Origin of the sequence: Bacillus sp. GC_Bacil_1, from assembly GCF_026540675.1 — a bacterium.
GTDB classification, from domain to species: Bacteria; Bacillota; Bacilli; order Bacillales; family Bacillaceae_G; genus Bacillus_A; species Bacillus_A cereus.
Genome location: NZ_JALNUG010000008.1, coordinates 74,493 through 98,603, shown reverse-complemented (window position 1 = coordinate 98,603; position 24,111 = coordinate 74,493). Strand labels below are relative to the sequence as shown.

Genomic DNA, 24,111 nt, shown 5'->3' with positions numbered 1-24,111 from the left:
CAGGAGTGAGTAACTATGGTTGAACGAATAGCGAATAAAGATAAAGTAATTGCCGCAAATGAACGAATAAAGGAAAGAGAATTTTGGTTAGAAAACTTATCAGGGGAACTGGCTGACTGCCATTTCCCTTATGATTACCGGACATCAAACAAACAGGTGAATTTATCAAATGTTAGCATAAAACTAAAAGAGGAATTGTCTGAGAAGATTTTAAAGTTAGCAAATGGATCAGATCTTCAATTGCACATGATTCTTACTGCTGGACTTACTTTACTGTTAAATAAATATACTAGATTGCAAGATATATGCATTGGTACACCTGTTTTAAAACAAGACAGTGATACTAACCTTATTAATACTTTGTTAGTTTTAAGACATGGTCTTGAGGAACATATGACATTTAGACAAATTCTCCAGCAAGTTAGTACAGTAATGGTTAATGCTTTAGAACATCAAAATTTCCCATTGGAAAGTTTACAACCGGTTTTGAGTAACTACCTTCCAGAGGGGCGTAATTATCCATTCCGTACTGCAATTTTGCTAGAGGAAATTCAAGATTTAAATTATTTAAGTGAGAGCAATGCTGAGATTATATTCTCTTTCCGTCAAGTAAATGGGTGTATAGAAGGTGGTATATATTTTAATGAGCATCTATACAAAACATCTACTGTTACGCGATTTGGTCATCATTTTATAGACTTGTTAGAGCAAGCTTTACTACAACCGAATACACCACATATAGAGTTAGATTGGGTTAGTGATAATGACGTAAGAGATTTAATTACATTTAATCAAACTGAGTTAGATTACCCGCATCATTTAACGGTAATACAGTTATTTGAAGAACAAGTCATGCATAATCCAAATAAGCTTGCTGTTTCTGATGACAAAAGAGAAATAACATACTCTCAATTAAAACAAAAGGTAGATCTGGTTGCCAGTTCTCTACATAAAAAAGGAATTGGAAAAGGACACATTGTTGGCCTTATGATGAATCGATCAATTGATGCAGTAATTGCATTGCTAGGTATTTTAAAAAGTGGGGCTGCTTATTTACCTATTAACATATATTTGCCGTATAAACGGATAGAGGCAATGCTAAAAGAATGTAAATCTCCACTTTGTATAGTAAAACCAGAAGTTATTAGTGAAGATTTTACAAGGGAAATCCAGGATTGTAGTATGGTAAGTTTTAATGAACTACTTGAAACAGAATTGGTTAGTTTCCCTTCAGTAAGTACACCTTACGATTTGGCATATGTTATTTTTACTTCTGGAACAACAGGTAATCCTAAAGGAATTATGGTTGAAAATCGTAGTGTTGTAAATTTAATATTCGGGTTAAAAAATGAAATATATGATAAATATAGTTCCTCTATGCGAATCGGGTTAGTTTCACCTTTTGAGTTTGACGCTTCAGTACAAAACATGTTCGGTGCGCTTCTATTAGGAAATAGTTTATTTATAGTACCTGAGGAAGCAAGAACTGATGGGCAGGAGTTAATTAATTTTTATCAAGAAAAGCAAATAAATATTGCTGATGGAACGCCGATGCATCTTCGATTATTAACTAATTTTATAGATGAAGAGGTAGAATATTCATTTAAACATTTTATTATTGCTGGAGAGGAATTACCACCGAAATTAGCACAGAAGTTCCTTGGTTTATTTAATGAAAACTGCCGACCAAATTTAACAAATGCTTATGGACCTACAGAGACAACTGTAGATTCTACATGTTATCATGTTCAGCACGCTGAGTTAGAATTTATGAATCAATTACCAATAGGAAGACCTCTAGCTAATCAAAAAGTTTATATTATGGGTGATAATCAACAATTACAACCCGTTGGAATTCCTGGGGAATTGTGTATTTCAGGAGAAGGATTAGCAAGAGGTTATTTAAATCAACCTAAGTTAACTATGGAGAAATTTGTTCCTATACAAATCAACAAAGAGGGTTCTTCTATTATAGATGACAAGGTATATCGTACTGGAGATTTGGCACGCTGGTTACCAGATGGAAATCTTGAATATTTAGGCCGTATGGATGATCAAGTCAAAATTCGTGGATTACGAATTGAATTGGGAGAAATAGAAAAGCAGCTATTACGATATCCTGAAATTGGTGAAGCTACTGTAATTACACGTAAAAAAGAGGGAGAAGATGCTCCGGTTTTATGTGCATATGTTGTTATGAATTCTTCAGCTAAAGTAGAAGAGGTACGCCAATTCCTTAGAGAGTATTTACCTTTTTATATGATTCCTGCATACATCATCCCGATTCAGCAGTTTCCAATCTCATCAAACGGTAAAATAGATCGGAAAGCTCTTCCAGATCCAATTTGGGAGCAATCCACAGTTTTATTTATTGAACCACGTAATGAAATTGAACAAATGCTCTCTGAGATATGGAAAGTAGTACTTGGAATAGAGAAAATAGGTGTGAATGATAACTTTTTCGAATTAGGAGGTAATTCATTACAAATTACTTCTGTTGTTTCACACATATATAAACGTTTAGGTGTAGATGTACCTATACGTGAAATGTTTCAAAGGCCTACAATTATGCTATTAGCGGAGTATATAGAGAAATATGAAGGGAAGGAAAATTATTCTCAAATTGAGATCGTACCTGATAGAGAATTTTATCAAGCTTCTTCTTCACAAAAAAGATTATATATATTAAACCGCTTTGCTGGAATAGGAACTGCCTACAATATACCAGGTGCAATGTTAATAGAAGGTGAGTTTGATTTTATAAAGGCAGAACAATGTGTCAAAGAATTAGTAGAACGTCATGAATCATTAAGAACTTCATTCCAATTTATTAAAGGTGAACCAGTTCAATTTATTCATGATAGTTTAGATATTAGAATTGAACATTTATATAAATCTGATAGATCAACAATTGAAGAGCTAATACAGGAATTTGTTCGTCCTTTTCAGCTAGATAGGGCTCCACTTATGCGCGTCGGTTTAATGAAATTAGAATTCAATCAATATCTGTTACTATTTGATCTTCATCACATAATAGCAGATGGAGTATCTTTAGCGAAGTTAGAAAAAGAGTTTATAGATTTATATTCAGGCAAAACCTTAGAGCCTATTAAAATACAATACAAAGATTATGCCAATTGGCAAACCAACCGTTTACATGATGAAGGGCTGAAAGAAATTGAAGAGTATTGGGTAGAGAAGTTTAAAGGTGAGTTACCAATTCTTATGTTCCCAACCGATAAGCCACGTGGGCTAAATCAAACTTTTGAAGGTGATAGATTAGTATTCCATTTAACACCTGAACTTTCTAATAAATTAAAATCCTTTGCGGATGAAAGAGAAGCTACTTTATATATGGTACTTCTTTCGTCACTAAATATAGTATTGCATGTGTATACGCAACAGGAAGATATTATAGTAGGCTCTCCAATTGCAGGAAGAATTCATCATGATCTTGAGCCTCTCATAGGTATGTTTGTAAATACTCTACCTATGAGAAATCATCCTAAAGCGGAAAAGACGATAATTCAATTCTTAAATGAAGTAAAAGAAAATGCGCTAGAAGCATTTCAATATCAAGAATACCCATTTGATGAGTTAGTAGATAAGTTAGACATGGCTTATCATACTAATCGAAATCCTGTATTTGATGTCATGTTAGTAATGCAGAATATCGGAAGAACATCAGAAAAAATAAAAGATATTACATTTAAATCATACGAAATTAAGCATCAAGCTTCAAAGGTAGATATGAGTATAGAAGTATTTCCGGAAGAAGAGGGTCTGCGATTAGAATTGGAATACGCGACAGGACTATATTATCCGCAAACTATAGAGCGGTTTATGATGCATTTTATAAATACGCTAGAGTGGATGGTAGCTAATCCTGAAGCAAAAATTGAAGACGTTAATGTTTTAAGTAAAAGTGAATCCACAAGGATGTTAAATGAACTTAATAATACAAAATTAGATTTTACTCAGGGTAAATTAGTTCATCAATTTTTTGAGGATCAGGTTGAAAATAAACCAGAAGAAATCGCAGTTATTTCAAATGATATACCGTACAGTTATTCGTATATCAATAATCGAGCAAATCAGCTTGCTCGTATTCTTAGACAAAAAGGTGTAGATCAGGAAACTAAAATTGGTATCGTTGTGGAAAGATCCGTAGAAATGATTATAGCTATATTTGCTGCGCTAAAATCTGGAGCTGCATATGTACCAATTGATCCTGAATATCCAAAGCGTCGAATGGAACATATTTTAGGGGATTGTAATCCTCAATTTGTACTTACAGAATCTAAATACGTAGGTGAAATTCCATTTGTAGGAGAGATTATTGATTTAAAGCAAGAAAATTTGTACGTTGGTGATACAAGTAACCTGGAGGTTACTGGAAAACCAAATAACTTAGCTTATATTTTATATACCTCAGGTTCTACAGGTAGACCAAAAGGAGTCATGATTGAACATTGTAGTATTGTGAATTTCTTATTTTCAATGACTCATTTATATCCTATGGATGAATCAGATACGTATTTACTGAAGACGCCTTATATATTTGATGTATCTGTTTTAGAGTTGTTTGGGTGGACCATAGTAGGTAGTAAATTAGTAATATTGGAAAATGGGGAACATCGAAACCCAAGGGCAATTTTAAGAACTATAGATAAATATGATGTAAAATTATTAAATTTTGTACCGTCTATGTTTAGGGCATTCGTAAATACACTTAATAATGAAAATTGCCAGGTTTTAAATAAAGTAAAGTATATATTACTTGCGGGTGAAGCTTTGACACATGAGGTGGTTAATAAATTTAAAAAGCATCGACTATCGACTCAAATAGAAAATATGTATGGTCCTACTGAGGCGACGGTTATCGCAAGTACATTTTCACTTCAAGAAAGTGAAAACTATAATACTATTCCTATTGGAAAGCCTATTCCGAATGTAAGGCTTTATATACTTAATCAAAAACAGAGACTTCAGCCTATTGGCGCGGTAGGAGAGCTGTATATTGCGGGAGAAGGGCTTGCAAGAGGATATGTAAATCAAATGAGATTAACTGAAGAAAAGTTTTTACCAGACCCATTTGTAAAAGGGGAGAAAATGTACAGGACAGGAGATCTTTCACGCTGGTTACCTGATGGGAATATAGAATTCCTCGGTAGAAATGATGAACAATTAAAAATTAGAGGATATCGAATTGAGCCAGGGGAAATTTTAGATGCTTTATCTTCACATCATGCAATTAAAGAAGCAGTGATAGTAGACATTCAAGATGAAGATGGGCAGAAAAAACTTGTAGCTTATTTCGTAGCAAAATCACCTGTATCCATTTCTGATTTGAAATTGCATCTTGCGAAATTAGTTCCGAGTTATATGATACCTACTTTCTTTATTGAAGTTGAAAACATACCATTAACACCAAGTGGAAAGGTTGATCGACATTCCTTACCTTCACCTAGATCTTTACCTAAGAATGAGGAGGAGAGTATGATGTCTCCTAGTAATGAGTTAGAATCTCGTTTGGTTGAAATATGGAAAAGTATATTGAAGATTGAAGCTGTCGGTGTAGAGGATGATTTCTTTGACTTAGGAGGAAATTCTCTACTAGCTATTGAGCTTGATCTTGCTTTAGAAAACGAGAATCTTAATACGGACGACTTAGTCGCATATACAAAACGCAATATAAAACAACTAGCTGCTTATATAGCAGAAAAGAAAAATAATTAGTATTACTTCATATTGTAAACACGACTTTTAAGAGTTTAAATTTACACTTGCTATACTGTGGGATTAAAGGAGCTTTCCCTCTTAGCTTTCTAGAATGTTAGTGTTTATTCTGGTGACTATGAGTTAGGGAATTCTCCTCCCTATTATAGAATGATTAAAATAAAAAGTGATTCGAGAAATAAGATTCTTTATATGAAATGCGTTAATAATAATTGATAGCTTTTTAAAGAATATATACATATCTCTGTCAACTTAGTATAGAGAAATAACCAAATTACAATAGTTTTTCCTGTTGGTAAAAATATAGAGGTGAGTAAATGGGAAATTATACTTCTTCAATCTTATATGATGTAGAGCCTTGTAAAAGTTCTGAACAGAATTGTATTGATGATGTAATTGCTACGTTAGCTAATTGGTTTAAGCGTAAACATTATTTAATGTACGCTAGATTATGGGATTTTGGTTTTTCTCCTGTCGATAATGGAAATCTAGGGGATGGTTTATATACAGAGTCTGGTTATTTTGTAAGTGATTTAGAAAAATATCATGGTATAAAAAGTACTATATTTGATACAGATTCATCCGATGAAGGATTTGAAATTATATTAGAACAATTATACTCGGGATTTCCTGTGGTGGTAACCATGAATGCATACTGGCTTCCTTGGGATGAGAATTATCTAAAAAATCATATTGTTCATTCATTTGTTATTGTAGGATATGAGCCCGAAGAAGACTGTTTAATTATTACCGATCCATATTTTATGGTTAAAAATGCACAATTTTCAACAGAACTTTTTCATAAGGGTTATCAAAAAGTAAGTACTTTAAAAGTTACTGAAGATGAAATCACAGACATACAATCGATTACAACCGATTTGTCAAATTGGATAAAACATATAAAAGATGAAAAACATATTTTTTCACAAATGCACCTTTTTGCTACGAAACTAATAAGTAGGTTTGATTTAAATAAAGAGACAGATGGATATTTAGACTTTAATGATGTCCCGTTATTCTCACATTTAGGTCAAGTTGTAGATGGCCGAGTGAAGTTTTCAAAAATGCTTTCGTTTCTTGGTGAGCGTTATCACTCGGACTTCCAAACTATCGCTGAATCTATGAAGACAGCAGCTGCCAATTGGGGAGTAATTCGTGGATCATTGATAAAAATGCACTTAACAAAATCAGTAACTAAAGAAGGGATAGTAAACATTTCAGATAAAATTCACCATGCTGCAGAATACGAGCAAAATTTAGCTGAACAAATAATGACATTTCTTTTTTCTGTTATAGAAGGTAATACAAAGAATGTAATTATAGATTCTTCTCCATCGATGGAGACCACTAATTATGTAAAACCACTCGATGATATGGAGAGAAAGCTAGTTGATATATGGAAAGAAGTTATAGGTAATCCTTGTATTGGTGTGGAAGATAATTTTTTCGCACTTGGTGGTCATTCCCTTCATGCTACTGTAATCAACGCTAAAATATGGAAAGAATTTAACGTACAATTATCATTGGCAAATCTTTTTGAGTATCCAACAATAAGCACTTTAAGTCATTTTATTAAAAATTCAAAAGAAAATAGGTTGCAAGAGATAGAAATAGTACCGGAATCTGAGGTATACCCGGTTTCATCGACTCAAATAAGAATGATGTTATTACAAGAGATGGATGGGGCACAGATGACATACAATGTACCAAGTTGTTTTATTCTTAAAGGAACGGTGGACCGGAAAAGGATAGAATTAGTCTTTGAAAAGCTTATTAAACGCCATGAAATACTCAGAACACGGTTTGAGTGGCAGGGGGATCAGTTAGTACAGAGAGTATTAAAACAGGTAACATTTGAGCTAGAAATGATAAAGGGAGAGTATAAAGAATGGTTACAACCATTTAATCTTTCTAAGGTTCCGTTAATGCGGGCTGGACTAAAGGAGTTAAAAGATCATAGTTATTTACTTGTAATTGACCTTCATCACATCATAACAGATGGCGTGTCTTTAAGTATCTTTATGCATGATTTTAAGGCCCTATATGCTGGGGAAACATTGCCGGAAAATCGTTTGCAATATAAAGATTATGCTGTGTGGGAACAAAAATTATTATCTTCTAAAGAATTTGATATCCATGAGAAATACTGGGAAGAATTATTCTCAGGGGATATACCAGTTCTTGAATTACCATATGATCGAGGTCGACCACCTGTAAAGAGTTTTGAGGGTGAACAATATAATTTCCAAGTAAACAAGGAAATTACTCGAAAAATAAAAAAAATAGCACTAGAAACTGATACGACACCTTTTATGTTACTTATGGCTACCTTCACTATTTTTCTGTACAAGCATGGGGAACAAAAGGATGTCATTATAGGATCACCAGTTGCAGGTAGGCCGCATGCTGATCTGTTACCTCTTATGGGGCTGTTTGTAAATACAATTGCATTACGTTATCAAATAAATCCAGATCAATCTTTTATTAATCACTTGAAAAAAGTGAAAAACGATACGTTAGAAGCTTTCGAACATCAGGTGTATCCATTTGATCAGTTAGTGGAAAAATTAGATCTTTCTAGAGACTTAAGCCGAAGTGCTTTATTTGATGTCATGTTTGTATTACAAAATTCTGATGAAAAACATATAGTTGTGGATGGATTAGAAATTAGCACGGAAACAAACACAGATACACTAACAAGTAAGTTTGATTTAACTCTTATTGCTGAAGAAAATAAAGATATATATGAATTCACTTTTGAATATGCTACATCTTTATTTGATAAATCAACAATAGTAGAATTTGGACGGCGATTTAACCTTCTATTAGAAGAAATAACAACTCATCCTAATGTTAGTCTAAAAGATATTCAAATGTTAACAAGTGAGGAAAAAGAACTTGTTTTATCTGCGACTCAGGAGAAAGAAAAAATAAAAATAGAGACTGATTTTAATTGGGATATAGGTTAATTGATTTCCCAGGTCTCAGAAGGAGTAATTACATGGATAATCATGAAAAAATACGTCAATACATTAAAAAAAATCTTATTATTTTTAATGCAGAGGAAACTATTGTTGCTAATGATGAAAACATATTTGAAAAAGGTTATGTAAATTCGCTCTTTGCTATGCAAATGTTAAATTTCATAGAAACGGAGTTTGATATAGTAGTAGATAATGATGAACTGGATATTATTAACTTTTCTACTATTAATAATATGGTTGATCTAATTAACAAAAAGAAGAATGGGAATTTCACAGTATGAGTAATGCAGAAGAGATTCTGGGAGTAGTTGATGAGTTTGCGGAAAAGAAGCTTCGGCCTCGAGCAAGTGAGTTTGAAAGTAATGAAGAGCTTCCCTATGATGTGATACAAGAAATCTCAAGTTATGGTGTATTGGGTGCAACGATACCAAAAGAATATGGTGGGCTTTCTCTTGATTCTTTAGATTATGGTCGTCTTACTGAAATCATTGGTAAAGCTTGTAATTCGGTTCGGGAATTACTTACAGTTCATGTATCTTTAGTAGGGGAGTCAATTAAAAGGTGGGGGACTGAAGAGCAAAAGAGAAAATGGTTACCTGAGATGGCAAAGGGGAACCTATTATTTTCATTTGCCCTAACTGAGCCAGAGGTTGGTTCTGATGCAAAAGCGGTTGGAACTTCCTATAAACAAGTTAATGATCATTTTATTCTTAATGGGCACAAAAAATGGATTTCTTTTGCTGACATTGCGGATTGTTTTTTAGTTTTTGCGTCTAGTGAGGGAAAAGTTAGCGCTTTTATTGTTGAACGGTCAATGACGGGTGTTTCTACAAATAAAATGAGTAAACTGTTAGCAAGTAATTCCTCGCATATAGCTGAGATTCATTTGCAAGATGTAAAGGTACCAGCTGAAAATTTGTTAGGACCAATTGGGGGTGGATGGAGTTATGTAGTTAACACAGCCCTTGATCATGGTAGATATAGTATTGCCTGGGCGGGAGTAGCCATTGCTCAAGAAGCACTAGAAGCAATGGTAGCTTATTCAAGAAGAAGAAAACAGGGAAATAAATATATATGTGAATATGAAGCAATTCAAACAATTTTAGCAGAAGCAAGTGTAAATATAAAAGCAGCTCGTTCGTTATGCCAAGAGGCTGGGAAAAAGCGTCAGGATAGACATACTGATGCTGTAATTGAAACAACCATTGCAAAATATTTTGCCTCAAAGATGGCTATGAAGGTAGCCACAGACGCTGTCCAAGTGTTTGGTGGAAACGGGTTTTCAAGAGAATATCCTGTTGAGCGTTTATTTAGGGAAGCAAAGGTTTTAGAAATTATTGAAGGTACCTCGCAGGTACTTCAGCCAATTATTGCGCAGCATGCACTTCACACTTGTTCTCAAAAGGGAGGACTTTTAAGAATATGATTTATGAATTGGTAAAAGAAAAGGATGAATTCAAACAAATATCTCCACTTCTCGTTGATTATAAGAACCATCCAATACTTAATGGTATAGCTCATGGTTACAATAAGGGACATATTTATGTGGATAATCCTAATAACCCTAGATGTGCACTTGTATGGGCAGAACAAGAAATTTTTTATTTATTAGGTGATCCTACAAGTAATTTTGTTTCAAGTCTACCAACTTTTATTAAAGAAGTAATTGCACCTGAGGCTCAGCAGATAGGGGATGACTTTTTTCAGGTTGAATTATTACCCGAATCAAAATGGAAACAGGTTGTCGAGGAACAATTGCAAATGTTTATTCCTAAACCTTACACTCGAGTAACATTTACTTTTGATCCGGAGTCTTATAATAAGTTATCTAAACCTAATATGCCTGATGAGGTAACGGTGGAATGTATTACAATCGACATGTTATCAGATAAAAAGTTCGCAATGGTACGGGATGATATTGTTGATTTTTGGGAGTCAACTCAGGATTTCATTCGAAATGGATTTGGTTATGTAGTAATGGTAAATGAACAAGTTGTAACTAGTTGCTTATCGGTTTTTGCGACAGATACTGATGTGGAAATTGGAATTAACACTTATGATTTATTCCAGCGAGGTAAAGGGTATGCTTGGTTGGCTGCAAGAGCATTCTTGGATGACTGTTTAAAACAAGGAAGAACACCACATTGGAAGACAGAGGATTTTCGTATTCCATCTATTAAACTAGCGGGAAAAGTTGGATTCACAAATCTTCAAACCTATACAGCTTATGTGTTTCCTTATAACGAATTAGATAATTTCGTTTTTACCGCATACCATCAACTAAGATACTATTCAGATTTTAATAAAGCTAGTGAGTTTGTACAAAAAGCTCGTACTGTAGGAGATTTAAATGCATGGCATCACTTTTTACTTTCATGTGGTTATTCATTAATTGATAGAATCGATCTTTCGTTAAAGCATATGAATCTTGCACTGGATTTAGGATGGAATGATGTATCAGATATTCGCTATGTAGTTGATTTAGTGAATTTAAGAAAAACTGAAGAGGGACAAGCTTTATTAGATAGAGTTGAAGATAGCTTAAGATGAAAAAAAGGGAGATAAAAAAATGAATATTGTATTTATGTTTCCTGGCGTAGGATCCCATTATTCTGGAATGGGTAAGTACCTTTATGAAAACTTCCCTGTAGCACGTGAGATATTTGAAGAAGCAAGTGACACTCTAAAAATAGACATGGCTTCCCTTTGTATGGAGAAGATATACAAAGCTGACCTTGAAAAGTTACAAAATTCACAGACTGCTTTAGTAACAACTAGCATGGCAGCTTTTCGAGTTTTTGAACAGGAAATAGGCAATAAACCAGAGGTAATGATTGGATATTCTTTGGGAGAATATACAGCTCTATGTGCTTCTGGAGCAATTGCATTTTCAGATACCTTAAAATTAGTACAAGAACGTAGTACGATTTTGAGTAACTATGCATTGACTATAGATGGAACTATGGCATGGGTTAACAATCTTGCTCCAGAAATTGTTGAAGGTATTTGTTCAGAATTGTTAACCAAGGGACAGGAAGTATATATATCGGCTTATGACACTCCAAATAAAACATCAATTTCTGGTACAAACTCTGCGGTTCAGTTAGCTTGTGAAATGGTAGTAGAGCATGGGGGAATTGCAATCCCCCTTAAATTAAGTGGACCATTTCATTCTCCTATGATGCAACCTGCTGCTGAAAAATATAAGAGTGTACTAGAAAATATAGATATGAAACAGCCATTAGTACCTGTCATAGCGAATCATGATAGTTCAATGTATAAAGGTATAGAAAATATAAGAGAAAACCTTTACTTACAATTAATAAAGCCTGTGAAATGGTTGGACATGATTCACTATCTAATGAATCAAGGGTCTATGAAAGCTATTGAAATGGGACCAAAGGAAGTCTTGAAGTATCTTCTGCAAGCTATTAACCCTGCTATATCGACATGTAATTATGAAAGGGAGAAAGATATCCTAAGTACAAAAAATTCTTTTACATTACAAGAATCTGATTATGAAGAAGTTATATCAGGGTGTTTAACTGTAGTTGTAAGTACAAAAAATTATAATACAGATTTAAGTGATTATCAGAAAAAGGTAGTACTCCCATTTCAAAAGGTCCAAAGTCAATTGGAAGAAAAAATTAATTCGGGGTATTCAGTGGAGAAAAGTGATGTAGAAGAAGCAATCCAAATGATGAAAACAGCACTTACTGAAAAACAGATTAAAGAGAGAGAACAAAAACGTTACCTGCAAAGAGTTCTTCAATGTAAAAGTTTTTAGATATAAATTATAAATATATTAAGGGAGCGATGATGGATAAATGTTCAAGAAAATTGGTATTGTAGGTGCTGGAACAATGGGGATCGGCATGGCAGTAGATTTAGTGCTGCATGGTCTAGAAACGGTATTAATTGATGTTACAGAAGAGCAGTTAGAAATAGCGGAAGAGAAAATATTAGAGACAGTTCGCTTTGCTCCTCTAATTAATAAAGCATTTCCTAGAATGCATAAGGAAGAAGTACTTTCGTTAATAAGTAGCTCTACTAATCTTGATGAAGTGGCTGAATGTGATTATATAGTAGAAAATGTTCCAGAAAACTGGCAAATTAAAGAGCCGATCTATAGAAGATTAGATGAGATATGTAAAAAGGATACAATTTTCGGAGTCAATACGTCTTGTATCTCAATAACAAAAGTAGGAGGAGTAACAAAGCGTCCAGATAAAATAATAGGAATGCATTTTATGAATCCGGTATATATGAAACCATCTATAGAAGTTATTAGAGGATATTTAACTTCAGATGAAACGGTCACGAAGGCTCAAGCTTTCCTAAAACAATTAGATAAAGATGCAATAGTTGTTAATGATCAGACTGGTTTTGTTTCTAACCGTATCTCCCACTTATTCATGAATGAATCAGCTTGGGTTGTAATGGATGGTGTAGCAACACCTAAACAGGTAGACGATATATTTAAAAAATGCTTTGGACACACAATGGGTCCATTAGAAACAGCAGATTTAATTGGGTTAGATACAGTATTACATTCATTAAATGTACTTTATGAGGAATATCAAGATCCAAAGTTTAGATGTTGTCCATTACTTAAAAAGATGGTGGATGCAGGTGAATGTGGTAGAAAGAGTGGTAAAGGTTTTTACGCTTATTAAAATTAAAAATTACAAATAGGGGTGTATAAAATGCAAGATAAAAATTTAGAACAAATTATTCATATGTATATTCAAGATCATGTAGGTATTGAATTTAATGATGATACTGAGATTTTTGAAGAAGGATTAGTTAATTCTTTATTTGCAATCCAATTGATGACTTTTCTTGAAAAAGAATTTGCCATAAAGGTAACTATGGATGACTTAGATATGGATAACTATAAGTCTGTAAATTCTATTGGTAATTTTATAAGAAATAAGCAAATGGTTCGGTAATGGATATGAAACAATACTTAGAGCCATCTCAATATAAAATGTATCAGAATTTTTTGGATTTTGTTTGTGAATATATAGAACCTCATGCTAATAGTTGGGAGATTGAACAAGGCATTCCATCAGACATAATAAAGACTTGTGCTAAAAATGGTTATTTAGGTGGAACGCTTCCAGCGGAGTATGGTGGATTAGAATGGGATTATATAACGTATGGGTTATTTACTGAAGCCATAGCAAGAGGTAGTGTCTCTCTTTCGGGATTATTTAATGTCCATACGATGGTAACAGAAACGATTTTAAAATGGGGAACAGAAAATCAAAAAAATCAGTGGTTACCATTACTTGCATCTGGTAATCAAATAGCTGCATTAGCTCTTACTGAACCTGGAGCAGGATCAGATTTAAATATGATTAAAACGAACTTCGATCAACACGGGGATAAATTAATACTTAATGGAGTGAAGAAGTGGATCACTTTTGGTGCAGCTGCTGATGTGTTTTTGGTATTTGGAAAACTAAATGGTGAACAACCAATTGCCTGTTTAGTACCAAAAGATAGTGTGGGAGTAAATGTTACTCATATAAGAGACATGCTTGGATTTAAAGCTGCATATTTGGCAGAAATTGAATTTAATAATGTAGAAATACCTTTAGAAAATATCATTGGTAGACCAGGATTTGCTTTTACTTACCTTGCACCATATGCTTTAGAATTTGGACGTATTTCAATTGCCTTTGCTGCTCTTGGTGTATTACGTACTTGTTTAGAAATCTGTGGGAATCATGTATTACATAGAAGCGCATTTGGTAACTCTCTAATTGATCATGGCATGATTTCACATATGGTTACGGATATGGGAGTAGATTTAGAAGCTTCTATACTCCTTAGTTTAGAAGCTTGTAAGGCCAAAAATGAACATCGAGCTGATGCTACTGAAAAGATTATGATTGCAAAATATTTTGCATCGCGCTCAGGTACAAGGCATTCTACGAATGCTGTACAGATTATGGGAGCACTTGGTTGTAATGATAATTATTCAATATCAAGGTGTTTTAGAGATTCTAAAACAATGGAGATCGTTGAGGGGAGTAATCAGATTCATCAGCTATTACTTGGTAAGGGATTTGCTAAAAAAGCAAAACGCGCCATTGAAAAAATACCTGTAACTAAAGGAGTGATACAACCCGGATGAGTACATGTATACAGAAGCTGTTTGAAGAACAAGTAGTCCGTACGCCAGATGAGGTTGCTGTTATTTTTAAAAAGGAAACATTAACCTATAAGGAATTAAATGAAAAAAGTAACCAATTGGCTCGTCTTTTACGTGAAGGTGGAGTTGGACCAGATACAGTTGTAGGTATTATGGTAGAGCGATCTATCGAAATGGTTGTCGGAATTTTCGGGATATTAAAAGCGGGCGGAGCATATCTGCCGCTTTCCCCGAATCACCCATCATCACGATTACAATTCATTATAGAAGATAGCGGTGCCAAATTAATACTGACGCAAAAGCAAATCCTACATCGTTTTCAAGATAGTTTGAAAGCTGATATGTTGGCTTTAGATTCGATTTCCTATGAAGGAAAGAGTGAAAATCTAGAGTGTATTAACAAACCCTCTGATCTTGTGTATGTAATATACACTTCCGGTTCAACCGGGAAACCTAAGGGTGTTATGATTGAGCATTTGGCCTTAATAAATCGAATTGAGTGGATGCAAGAGGCTTATCCAATTAGTTCAAAGGATACTATTTTACAAAAGACCCCTTATACATTTGATGTATCCGTATGGGAGATGTTCTGGTGGGCCATAGTTGGAGCCAGAGTATGTATTCTTGCGCCAGGGATGGAGAAGTTTCCACAGGCCATTATTGAGACAACTGAAAGTAATGACGTGACAATTATGCATTTTGTACCATCTATGTTAAGTGCATTCTTACACTATCTTGATGTGACAGGTGAAACTAACCGAATAAAATCGTTGAAACAAGTATTTGTTAGTGGTGAGGCATTACTGTCTCAACATGTAAACCGTTTTAACAAGCTACTAAATTTCTCTAATGATACACTTCTCACTAATCTGTACGGACCTACTGAAACAACCATTGATGTGACTGCTTATGATTGTCCGACACAAGAGATTAAAGAAGGGAGCGTTCCAATAGGGCGACCAATTAGGAATATTGAGATGTTTGTTGTTGATAAATATGGTAATAAACTTCCGGAAGGTCATATAGGAGAATTATGTATCTCAGGTATAGGATTAGCACGTGGATATGTAAATAGGCCGCAATTAACGGCAGAAAAGTTTGTACAATATTCCCTTGATACCCGTATATATAAAACCGGTGACTTAGCTTTAATAAGATTGGATGGGAATATTGAGTTTCATGGAAGGATTGATTTTCAAGTTAAAGTTAATGGGCTTCGTATTGAGTTAGGGGAAATAGAATCGTGTTTAATGTCTTGTGAAGGAGTTTTACAATGTGCGGTAATTGTAAGACAAGAATCTGAGATGGTAGTTAAGTTAATAGCTTTCTATGAGTCAGAAAATGATATTGAGTTAGAGAAGTTAAAAAAATATCTTCGCTTATTTTTACCAGATTATATGATACCTAACCGTTTTGTACGTGTAAATGAAATACCATTAACGGATAGCGGAAAGATAGATAGAAAAGCACTTGCCTTATTAGGTTCCGATAAATATTCACACCATACCACACTTGTAGGAGGTTCTGTTAATGAGGAAAGCAGTAAAGATTCATAAAGAAGATATTGAAGATGTAATCGCCCTTACACCAGTGCAGGAAGGTATTCTTTATCATTATTTGAAAGAACCCGAAGGAAAGCTATATCATGAAGAACTTCGACTTTGCTTAACTGGAAAAATTAATATTCCAAAGTTTGAAGAGGCGTGGAATTATGTGACGCGGGAAAATGAAATGCTACGTACAATTTTTCGATGGGAAAAAGTTAAACAACCTGTACAACTTATACTAAAAAAGCATACTCCGAAGATTATATATAGTGATGGTAAAGTCTCTAATAATACAGAAAGCTTTGATTTACAAACAGTTCCCTTTTCTATCGAACTGTGCCATTTGAACGAAGGCGAATATGAAATGGTTTTACGTCATCATCATATTTTGTTTGATGGTTGGAGTAATAGTATTATTTTACAAGAGTTTATTAAGGTATATCGAGAGTTAATAAAGGGAGAGGTACCATCATCTATAAATAAAAAGAAATTTAAAGAATATATACTATGGCAACAAAAACAAGATAAATCAAAACAAAAGCTTTTTTGGGAACAATATTTAAATGAATTAACTGAACAAATAAATTTATCTAATAAGAATTCTAATGAACTAAAAAAAGCAAAAACATATGTAAAAGAGATAGATAAAGAGCGAAGTGATAGATTCCGAAGTTTTGCAAGTAATCAAGGTGTAACATTGGCTACATTATTTTATACAGCCTGGGGTCTATTATTACAAAGATACAAAAATTCAGAGGACGTAATATTCGGTACAACAGTATCTGGTCGTTCAATTCCAATGCATGGTCTGAGTGAAATGGTAGGTTTATTTATAAATACACCACCACTTCGTGTAAGTGCTGATGGGAGAATGACTGTTTCAGATCTTTTACAAAGAATTCAAAGTGATGTCCAAAGAAGAACTGAATATGAAACGACTCCAATTGTTGATTTAAACGTGTCATTTGACACTATTATGGTAGTTGAGAATTACCCTCTTGATATAGAAAAGCTGAAAGAAATTGATGAAGGTGTAAGAATTTCAGGTTATGAAGTAAATGAAATGACCAACTATGATTTAACTGTCTCAATAGAGTGTTTCGATTCTATTAAACTTGCAATGATGTGGCCTGAAGATGTATTTGATGAATCCATTATTACCAGTATAACTAATCATTTTATAAAGCTATTAGATTCAATGCTTTTAGATGAAGGACAACCAATACAAACTCTTAAAATGTTAGATGAGGCAGAAGAAAAGTTATTACTTCAAGGTGGTCAAAATCAAAGTGCTACATTCCCACACACAACACTTCATCAATTAATTGAGATGCAAGCTGAAAAGCATCCTGAAAGAGTGGCACTTACATTTGAGAATAGTGAGATGACTTATGGAGAGTTGAATGAGCGTGCGGATAAATTGGCATTTGCTCTTCTAAAAGAAGGTGTAACTTTAGATTCTCCAGTAGCTGTAATGTTGGATTACTCATTTAATATGATTATCTCTCTACTTGGTATTTTAAAGGCAGGTGGGGCTTATGTTCCAATTGATCCTGATTATCCTCAGGAACGAATTGATTTTATTCTTCAAGATAGTGGTTCAAATGTAATAATAACCTCAAATTTATTTGAGGATAAAGTTAAATTTGATAGCACAATGCTTTTTATTGAAGAACTCAATGAGACACCTATGCAAGATTTCGAGAGAGTAGATGTTGCCCCAAATAATTTAGCATATGTTATTTATACTTCTGGAACAACAGGACGTCCTAAAGGGGTTATGATTGAACATAGTAATGTAATACAACTTGTCATGCATCAACCAAATAGTTTTAAATTCTCTAGTGATGATGTGTGGTTACTATTTCATTCTTTCTGTTTTGATATGTCAGTTTGGGAGATATTTGGATCACTTACTTATGGTGGACGTCTTGTACTGGCAACAAAAGAAACAATCCGTGATACGTATAAACTTGCCCAGTTGATTGCAGATGAGGGAGTAACGGTATTGAATCAAACTCCATCTGCATTCTATGTTTTTCAACAAGTAGTTGAAGAGATGCCTAAACTTGCTTTTAAAATTAGGTTAATTACATTTGGAGGGGAAATGCTGAAGCCAGGTTTACTGCAAAGTTGGTTTAAGCGTTCACCTAATACGGTCATAGTAAATATGTATGGAATAACTGAGACGACAGTACATGTTACTTATAAGGAAATTGGAGAAAAAGAAATGCACAGTAATCTTAGTGCTATAGGCGTGCCTCTTCCTACGTATTCGTGCTATGTATTTGACAAACATATGAATCCTACACCTAAGGGAATGCAAGGGGAACTTTATGTTGGAGGATATGGAGTTGCGCGGGGATATCTAAATCGTCCTGAACTAAACAGTGAACGTTTTATACAGAATCCTTATAATCCAAGTGAAAGATTATATAGATCAGGAGATTTAGTCCGTATTCTTGAAAATGGCGAAATGGAGTATATAGGTCGTAGTGATCATCAAGTGAAGATACGTGGTTATCGAATTGAAACAGGAGAAATAGAACATCATTTACAACAGCATGCGGATGTGAAGGAAGCGGTAGTTTTATCTATTGCTTTTGGAGAGGAACAAGAACTGTGTGCTTATATACTAACTGATCAAGATATATCTCAAAATGAATTACGTTATTATCTTACTGACAAAATACCTTCGTATATGATACCTATGTATTTTGTACTTTTAAGTGAAATGCCATTAACTACGAATGGAAAAGTTAATCGTCGTGCTTTACCTAAGCCTACTAAGTTAGTACAACCAAATGATTTACTAGATGAGCTTGAAACAACGGTAGCTGATGTTTGGAAGGAAGTTTTGGGGGTAGAAAAAGTAGGGTTGTATGATAATTTCTTTGATGTTGGAGGGAACTCCTTAAAAATGGTTCGATTGTTTTCTCGTTTACGAAGCAAGTTTGAAAAAGAACTTACAATGCCTATGTTATTCCGATACCCAACGGTTCATGATCAAGCTTCCTACTTTAGAAGTGATAATGCTATGGAACACCAACCTAAAGAAGTTAAGAAAGAAAATTTTTTATCTATGAATAAAAATGATGTAGCAGTGGTTGGTATGGCGGCTCGTATGCCAGGCGCTTCTAATCTTAAGCAATTCTGGTCAAATTTAGAACAAGGGATAGAATCCATTCGTACATTTACAGATGAAGAACTTAGTGAGATGGGCATACCAAAAGAAGTGATTCAAAAACCTAATTATATAAAATCTAAAGGGTATTTAGAAGATGTAGATGCATTCGATAATGAATTTTTTGATTACAGTCTAAAAGAAGCTGAAATGATGGATCCACAACTGCGAATACTTCATGAATGCGCATGGGAAGCACTAGAACAAGCAGGTGAGGTTAATTCTTCTCATATGAATACAGGAGTTTATGTTGGAGGATCACCAAATTTCCACTGGCTTCGTTCTATTGCTAGTGAATCTTCAAATACATTAGAAGATTTCCAAGCAATGTTGTTAAACGAAAAAGATTTCTTTGCTACCCGATTGGCTTATAAATTAAATCTAAAAGGACCAGCGATTACAGTACAAACAGCTTGTTCTACCTCCTTAGTTGCTATTCAAAACGCATGGGCAGATCTTATTGATGGACGATGCGATATAGCTTTGGCCGGGGGAGTAAGTATAACTTATCCAACAAAAACAGGATATTTATATGAAGATGGTATGATTTTCTCACCAGATGGTCATTGTCGAGCTTTTGATAAGGATGCTCAAGGAACACTGGGTGGAAATGGTGCTGGTATTGTAGTACTGAAAAGGTTAGAGGACGCTCTTCGAGATGGGAATTTAATACATGGAGTTATTAAGGGAGCTGCAGTAAACAATGATGGGTCCAATAAGGCTGGATTTACAGCGCCAGGGGTTGATGGACAAGCTGCTGTTATAAAATCGGCTCATGAAATAGCTGGTGTTAAGCCTGAAGAAATCTCATATATAGAAACTCATGGGACTGGTACGCAACTAGGTGATCCTATAGAAGTAGAAGCATTGAAGTTAGCTTTTGGTAAGCAAGAACCAGGTAGAGTTTTAATTGGATCAGTGAAGACGAACATTGGACATTTAGATGCTGCAGCAGGAGTTGGAGGATTTATAAAGACGGTCTTAGCTTTGAAAAACAAGAAAATTCCGCCGAGCCTTCATTATAATAACCCAAACCCTAGCATTGATTTTGGAAAAAATCCGTTTCGTGTAAATACGGAACTTATCCCATGGAAAGAAGAGGTTAGAAGAGCGGGTGTTAGTTCGTTTGGGATGGGTGGAACTAATGCACATATAGTGTTAGAGTCTGTTCCTGACAATGCTAAGAATTTTGAAAAACAATCTTGGAACTTATTAACTGTTTCAGCAAAAACAGAGGAATCCTTAGATAAAGCTACTAACGATCTATTATTGCATTTGAAGGGGAATCCAGAGATATCACTATCTGATACAGCTTATACATTACAAAAAGGTCGTCGTGAATTTCCATATAGAACTGCTGTAGTTGTTAATGGAATAGAGGATGCCATAGAAAAACTTGGTGATACGGGACTAGAGAAAACAAACGCAATGGAGAGTATACCTTTAGCCTTTCTTTTTTCAGGGCAAGGATCACAGTATATAAATATGGGTAGAGATTTATATGAAAATGAACCTGTATTTCGTGAACACGTTGATCAAGGTTTAGCCTTACTCTCAAGTTGGTTAGATATAGACATGAAAAATATTTTGTATCCTACAAAGGAGACAGAGGATAAAGCAACTGAACAGTTAAATAGAACTTCAATGACGCAACCTCTACTATTCACTATTGAATATGCATTAGCCAAGCTTCTAATGAATTGGGGAGTTTATCCAAGGGTCATGTTTGGCCATAGTATTGGTGAGTTTGTAGCAGCTTGTTTAGCAGAAGTAATGTCTTATGAAGATGCATTACATTTAGTAATGATTAGAGGGAAGTTAATGAATAGCGTATCAGAAGGCGCTATGCTAAGTGTAAATTTATCTGTTGAAGAATTACAAACCTATATAACAGATGATGTAGATATAGCAGCTGTAAATTCCTCTCAACATTCAGTAATTTCTGGTACTGTACTTGCAATCAATAAGATTGAGGAATTACTTTTAAATCATGGAGTAAAGACAACGCGTCTATTTACTTCGCATGCTTTCCATTCTCGAATGATGGATGAAGTTCTAGATGCATTTGAGCAAGCTGTAGGAAATATAAAATTATCAAGTCCTAAAATACCTTATATATCTAATGTTACAGGTGAAATGATTACACCAAATCAAGCCACATCATCTTCTTATTGGGCACAGCATCTACGAAGTACTGTTCAATTTTCAAAGGGATTATCTGAAATTTTTCATTTGAAAAATGTAATTTGCCTTGAGATTGGCCCAGGTAATGCATTATCAACTTTTGTATTAAAACATTTAAATAGAAGTAAAGATCAATTGGCTTTAAACATGTTACGTCATCCTCTGGATAAATCAAATGACTTCGAGCATTTATGCAAGCAAATGGGACGGTTATGGATGCAAGGTGGAACTATAAATTGGAATACTTTTAATAACAGTGAGAATAAAAGGTTATTAGATTTACCAACGTATCCTTTCATGAAAAAACGATTTACAGCTGATCCATTTTTTAATACTCAATCTCAGAGTTTAACTCAGGAAACAAGAGGCCATACTAAACAGGCTAATATTAAAGACTGGTTTTATTTGCCGTCTTGGGAGCGCAAAACATTAAAATCTATACAAATAAAGAAAGAACAAAAATATAAATGGCTTATTTTCAATGATCATCTAAATCGATTCAATCAACTGATAGAAAAATTAAAAAGAGAAGGTCATGATGTAATTGAAGTTAAAACAGGTGGTATTTTCTCTGAAAAATCAGACGGTTTATATACGATATGTCCATCTCAAAAAATGCATTATGAAATGCTATTTTCAGAATTAGAACAAAAAGATTTATTACCAAATAAGATTATACATGCTTGGAGCTTTAATCCAGTTAATGAGGTTATTCTCGATCAAGAGAGAATTGAACGATCAATGGATGAAGGATATTATTCGTTACTTTATATTGCACAAGCAATTGGGAAAATTAATTATGAGGGAGCATTACAGTTAAACATTTTTACTGACCGTATGTTTGAAGTTACAGGTACAGAGCTGAACTTAAAGCCAGAGCAAGCTACAATTCTAGGCTTTTCAAAAATATGTAATCTTGAGTTTCAAAATATAAAATGTCGTACCATTGATATGGATACAGATTCTCAACAAATGTTTGAAGAAGCGGGTTTAATGGAGAGTTTTGTGGATTCTACTGATATAGTTGTAGCTTATCGAGGACGTCATCGATGGGCGCAAACGATTATTCAAAGTCCTTTTGAGGAAGAAGATGTAGAAATTGATAGATTACGAGAGGGTGGCGTCTATTTAATTACTGGTGGACTTGGTGGAATTGGATTTGAAATTGCAAAAGATTTAGCTAATAGAGTATCAAATGTCAAACTTATATTGATTGGCCGCTCAGAGTTCCCACCTCGTAATCAATGGGAACAGTACCTAGAAAATAAAGACGAGCGTATAAGCCGAGTTATTTCTGATTTGTTGACAATGGAGTCTCAAGGTGCAGAATACATGATCCTAAGTTCTGATGTTTCCAATCAAGATGATATGAAACAGGCAATTGAAAAGGCTAAATCTCGTTTTGGTTCTATTAATGGTGTAATTCATGCAGCAGGTGTCGCTGATTATCTAGGTATTATGATGAATCGTGAAAAAGAATCTAATAATAAAATTTTAGCTCCGAAAATTAAAGGTACACTAGTACTCGATGCTTTATTAAAAGATGAACCAATTGATTTCTTCGTACTATGTTCATCAATTGGTAATGTGGCGTATCATATGAAATTTGGTCAGAGTGGTTATAATGCAGCGAATGAATTTTTAGATGCATTTGCGTTTTATAAGCGGGCTCATGATGGAGTATTCACTGTAGCTATTAACTGGCCAGATTGGCAAGAGGTGGGTATGTCACTTAAGTCGGCTGAAATATGGGCAAGGCAATTTAATATGGATATGGAAAGTGTATTACATGATGGTGTAACTGTAGAAGAGGGTTTAAAAGTATTCCGTAGTATTATCAATAGAAATCAACAACAAGTCGTGGTTTCTCCAATAGATTTACATTGGAAAATTTTAAATGGTGCCAACTATTATAATGAACTATTGGAAAAAGGAAGTAAGAATAGATTAAAGCAGAATCGTTCAGATGTTTCCACAACGTATAGACCACCAACTAATGAAATTGAACAACAATTATACGAATTATTAAAAGATATGTTTGGAATCGAAGAAATAGGAATTTACGATAATTTCTTCGATCTAGGAATGAGTTCTTTAGATCTTGTTCGTATTAATGTGAAATTAAAAGAGGCCTTTAAACGAGACTTACCTATAGTTGTTCTTTATGAGCATACGTCAATTAAATCTCTTGCTAAATATTTAAGTAATCAAGAAGTAAATAACAATTTAACAAATAAAAAAGAGTTATTGAAAGCGAAATCGGTTATGAAAAATACATTATCTGCTTTAAAAAGTAGAAAGTAGTAAAGG

At 34.1% G+C, this 24,111-nt stretch carries 11 protein-coding genes; all 11 read left to right on the top strand.

All coding sequences use genetic code 11. The features are described from left to right. Positions 1 to 15 precede the first annotated feature (15 nt). Positions 16 to 5,739 (top strand): non-ribosomal peptide synthetase, encoded by a 5,724-nt coding sequence (locus OXT04_RS14205; protein WP_267415412.1) that lies wholly within the window; start codon positions 16 to 18, stop codon positions 5,737 to 5,739. A 317-nt stretch (positions 5,740 to 6,056) separates the two neighbouring features. Continuing rightward, positions 6,057 to 8,708, top strand: a complete 2,652-nt coding sequence (locus OXT04_RS14200) for a condensation domain-containing protein (RefSeq protein ID WP_267415410.1) — start codon at positions 6,057 to 6,059, stop codon at positions 8,706 to 8,708. 32 nt (positions 8,709 to 8,740) lie between these two features. After that, positions 8,741 to 9,004: an acyl carrier protein gene (locus OXT04_RS14195; protein ID WP_000368640.1), complete on the top strand. Its 264-nt coding sequence runs from the start codon at positions 8,741 to 8,743 to the stop codon at positions 9,002 to 9,004. Then, the gene (locus tag OXT04_RS14190; protein WP_000063355.1) at positions 9,001 to 10,149 is read left to right on the top strand and encodes an acyl-CoA dehydrogenase family protein; all 1,149 of its coding nucleotides are present in this window, start codon (positions 9,001 to 9,003) and stop codon (positions 10,147 to 10,149) included. Before OXT04_RS14195 ends, OXT04_RS14190 begins: the two co-directional genes overlap by 4 nt. Further along, on the top strand, positions 10,146 to 11,273 hold the full coding sequence (locus tag OXT04_RS14185; protein ID WP_098251264.1) for a GNAT family N-acetyltransferase: 1,128 nt from the start codon (positions 10,146 to 10,148) through the stop codon (positions 11,271 to 11,273). The genes OXT04_RS14190 and OXT04_RS14185 overlap by 4 nt, the downstream gene beginning before the upstream one ends. 19 nt (positions 11,274 to 11,292) lie before the next feature. Next, positions 11,293 to 12,510, top strand: coding sequence for an ACP S-malonyltransferase (locus OXT04_RS14180; protein WP_098251265.1), 1,218 nt, complete (start codon positions 11,293 to 11,295; stop codon positions 12,508 to 12,510). 40 nt (positions 12,511 to 12,550) lie between these two features. After that, complete coding sequence (locus tag OXT04_RS14175) at positions 12,551 to 13,399, top strand: 3-hydroxyacyl-CoA dehydrogenase family protein (RefSeq protein WP_000473349.1); 849 nt, start codon at positions 12,551 to 12,553, stop codon at positions 13,397 to 13,399. 30 nt (positions 13,400 to 13,429) lie between these two features. Next, a complete protein-coding gene (locus tag OXT04_RS14170; RefSeq protein WP_001152970.1) occupies positions 13,430 to 13,675 on the top strand; it encodes an acyl carrier protein in 246 nt (81 codons plus the stop codon). Then, the gene (locus OXT04_RS14165; RefSeq protein ID WP_061660203.1) at positions 13,675 to 14,868 is read left to right on the top strand and encodes an acyl-CoA dehydrogenase family protein; all 1,194 of its coding nucleotides are present in this window, start codon (positions 13,675 to 13,677) and stop codon (positions 14,866 to 14,868) included. Before OXT04_RS14170 ends, OXT04_RS14165 begins: the two co-directional genes overlap by 1 nt. Beyond that, positions 14,865 to 16,442 carry a zwittermicin A synthase ZmaJ gene (zmaJ, locus tag OXT04_RS14160; RefSeq protein WP_267415400.1) on the top strand — a complete coding sequence of 526 codons (1,578 nt, stop codon included), beginning with the start codon at positions 14,865 to 14,867 and terminating at the stop codon, positions 16,440 to 16,442. The genes OXT04_RS14165 and zmaJ overlap by 4 nt, the downstream gene beginning before the upstream one ends. Continuing rightward, positions 16,417 to 24,105, top strand: a complete 7,689-nt coding sequence (locus OXT04_RS14155; protein WP_267415398.1) for a non-ribosomal peptide synthetase/type I polyketide synthase — start codon at positions 16,417 to 16,419, stop codon at positions 24,103 to 24,105. Before zmaJ ends, OXT04_RS14155 begins: the two co-directional genes overlap by 26 nt. Positions 24,106 to 24,111: the final 6 nt, after the last annotated feature.

Bases quoted from the DNA above. Each gene is read 5' to 3' on its own strand.
- OXT04_RS14205 (WP_267415412.1), top strand. From the start codon at position 16: ATGGTTGAACGAATAGCGAATAAAGATAAAGTAATTGCCGCAAATGAA.
- OXT04_RS14200 (WP_267415410.1), top strand. From the start codon at position 6,057: ATGGGAAATTATACTTCTTCAATCTTATATGATGTAGAGCCTTGTAAA.
- OXT04_RS14195 (WP_000368640.1), top strand. From the start codon at position 8,741: ATGGATAATCATGAAAAAATACGTCAATACATTAAAAAAAATCTTATT.
- OXT04_RS14190 (WP_000063355.1), top strand. From the start codon at position 9,001: ATGAGTAATGCAGAAGAGATTCTGGGAGTAGTTGATGAGTTTGCGGAA.
- OXT04_RS14185 (WP_098251264.1), top strand. From the start codon at position 10,146: ATGATTTATGAATTGGTAAAAGAAAAGGATGAATTCAAACAAATATCT.
- OXT04_RS14180 (WP_098251265.1), top strand. From the start codon at position 11,293: ATGAATATTGTATTTATGTTTCCTGGCGTAGGATCCCATTATTCTGGA.
- OXT04_RS14175 (WP_000473349.1), top strand. From the start codon at position 12,551: ATGTTCAAGAAAATTGGTATTGTAGGTGCTGGAACAATGGGGATCGGC.
- OXT04_RS14170 (WP_001152970.1), top strand. From the start codon at position 13,430: ATGCAAGATAAAAATTTAGAACAAATTATTCATATGTATATTCAAGAT.
- OXT04_RS14165 (WP_061660203.1), top strand. From the start codon at position 13,675: ATGGATATGAAACAATACTTAGAGCCATCTCAATATAAAATGTATCAG.
- zmaJ (WP_267415400.1), top strand. From the start codon at position 14,865: ATGAGTACATGTATACAGAAGCTGTTTGAAGAACAAGTAGTCCGTACG.
- OXT04_RS14155 (WP_267415398.1), top strand. From the start codon at position 16,417: ATGAGGAAAGCAGTAAAGATTCATAAAGAAGATATTGAAGATGTAATC.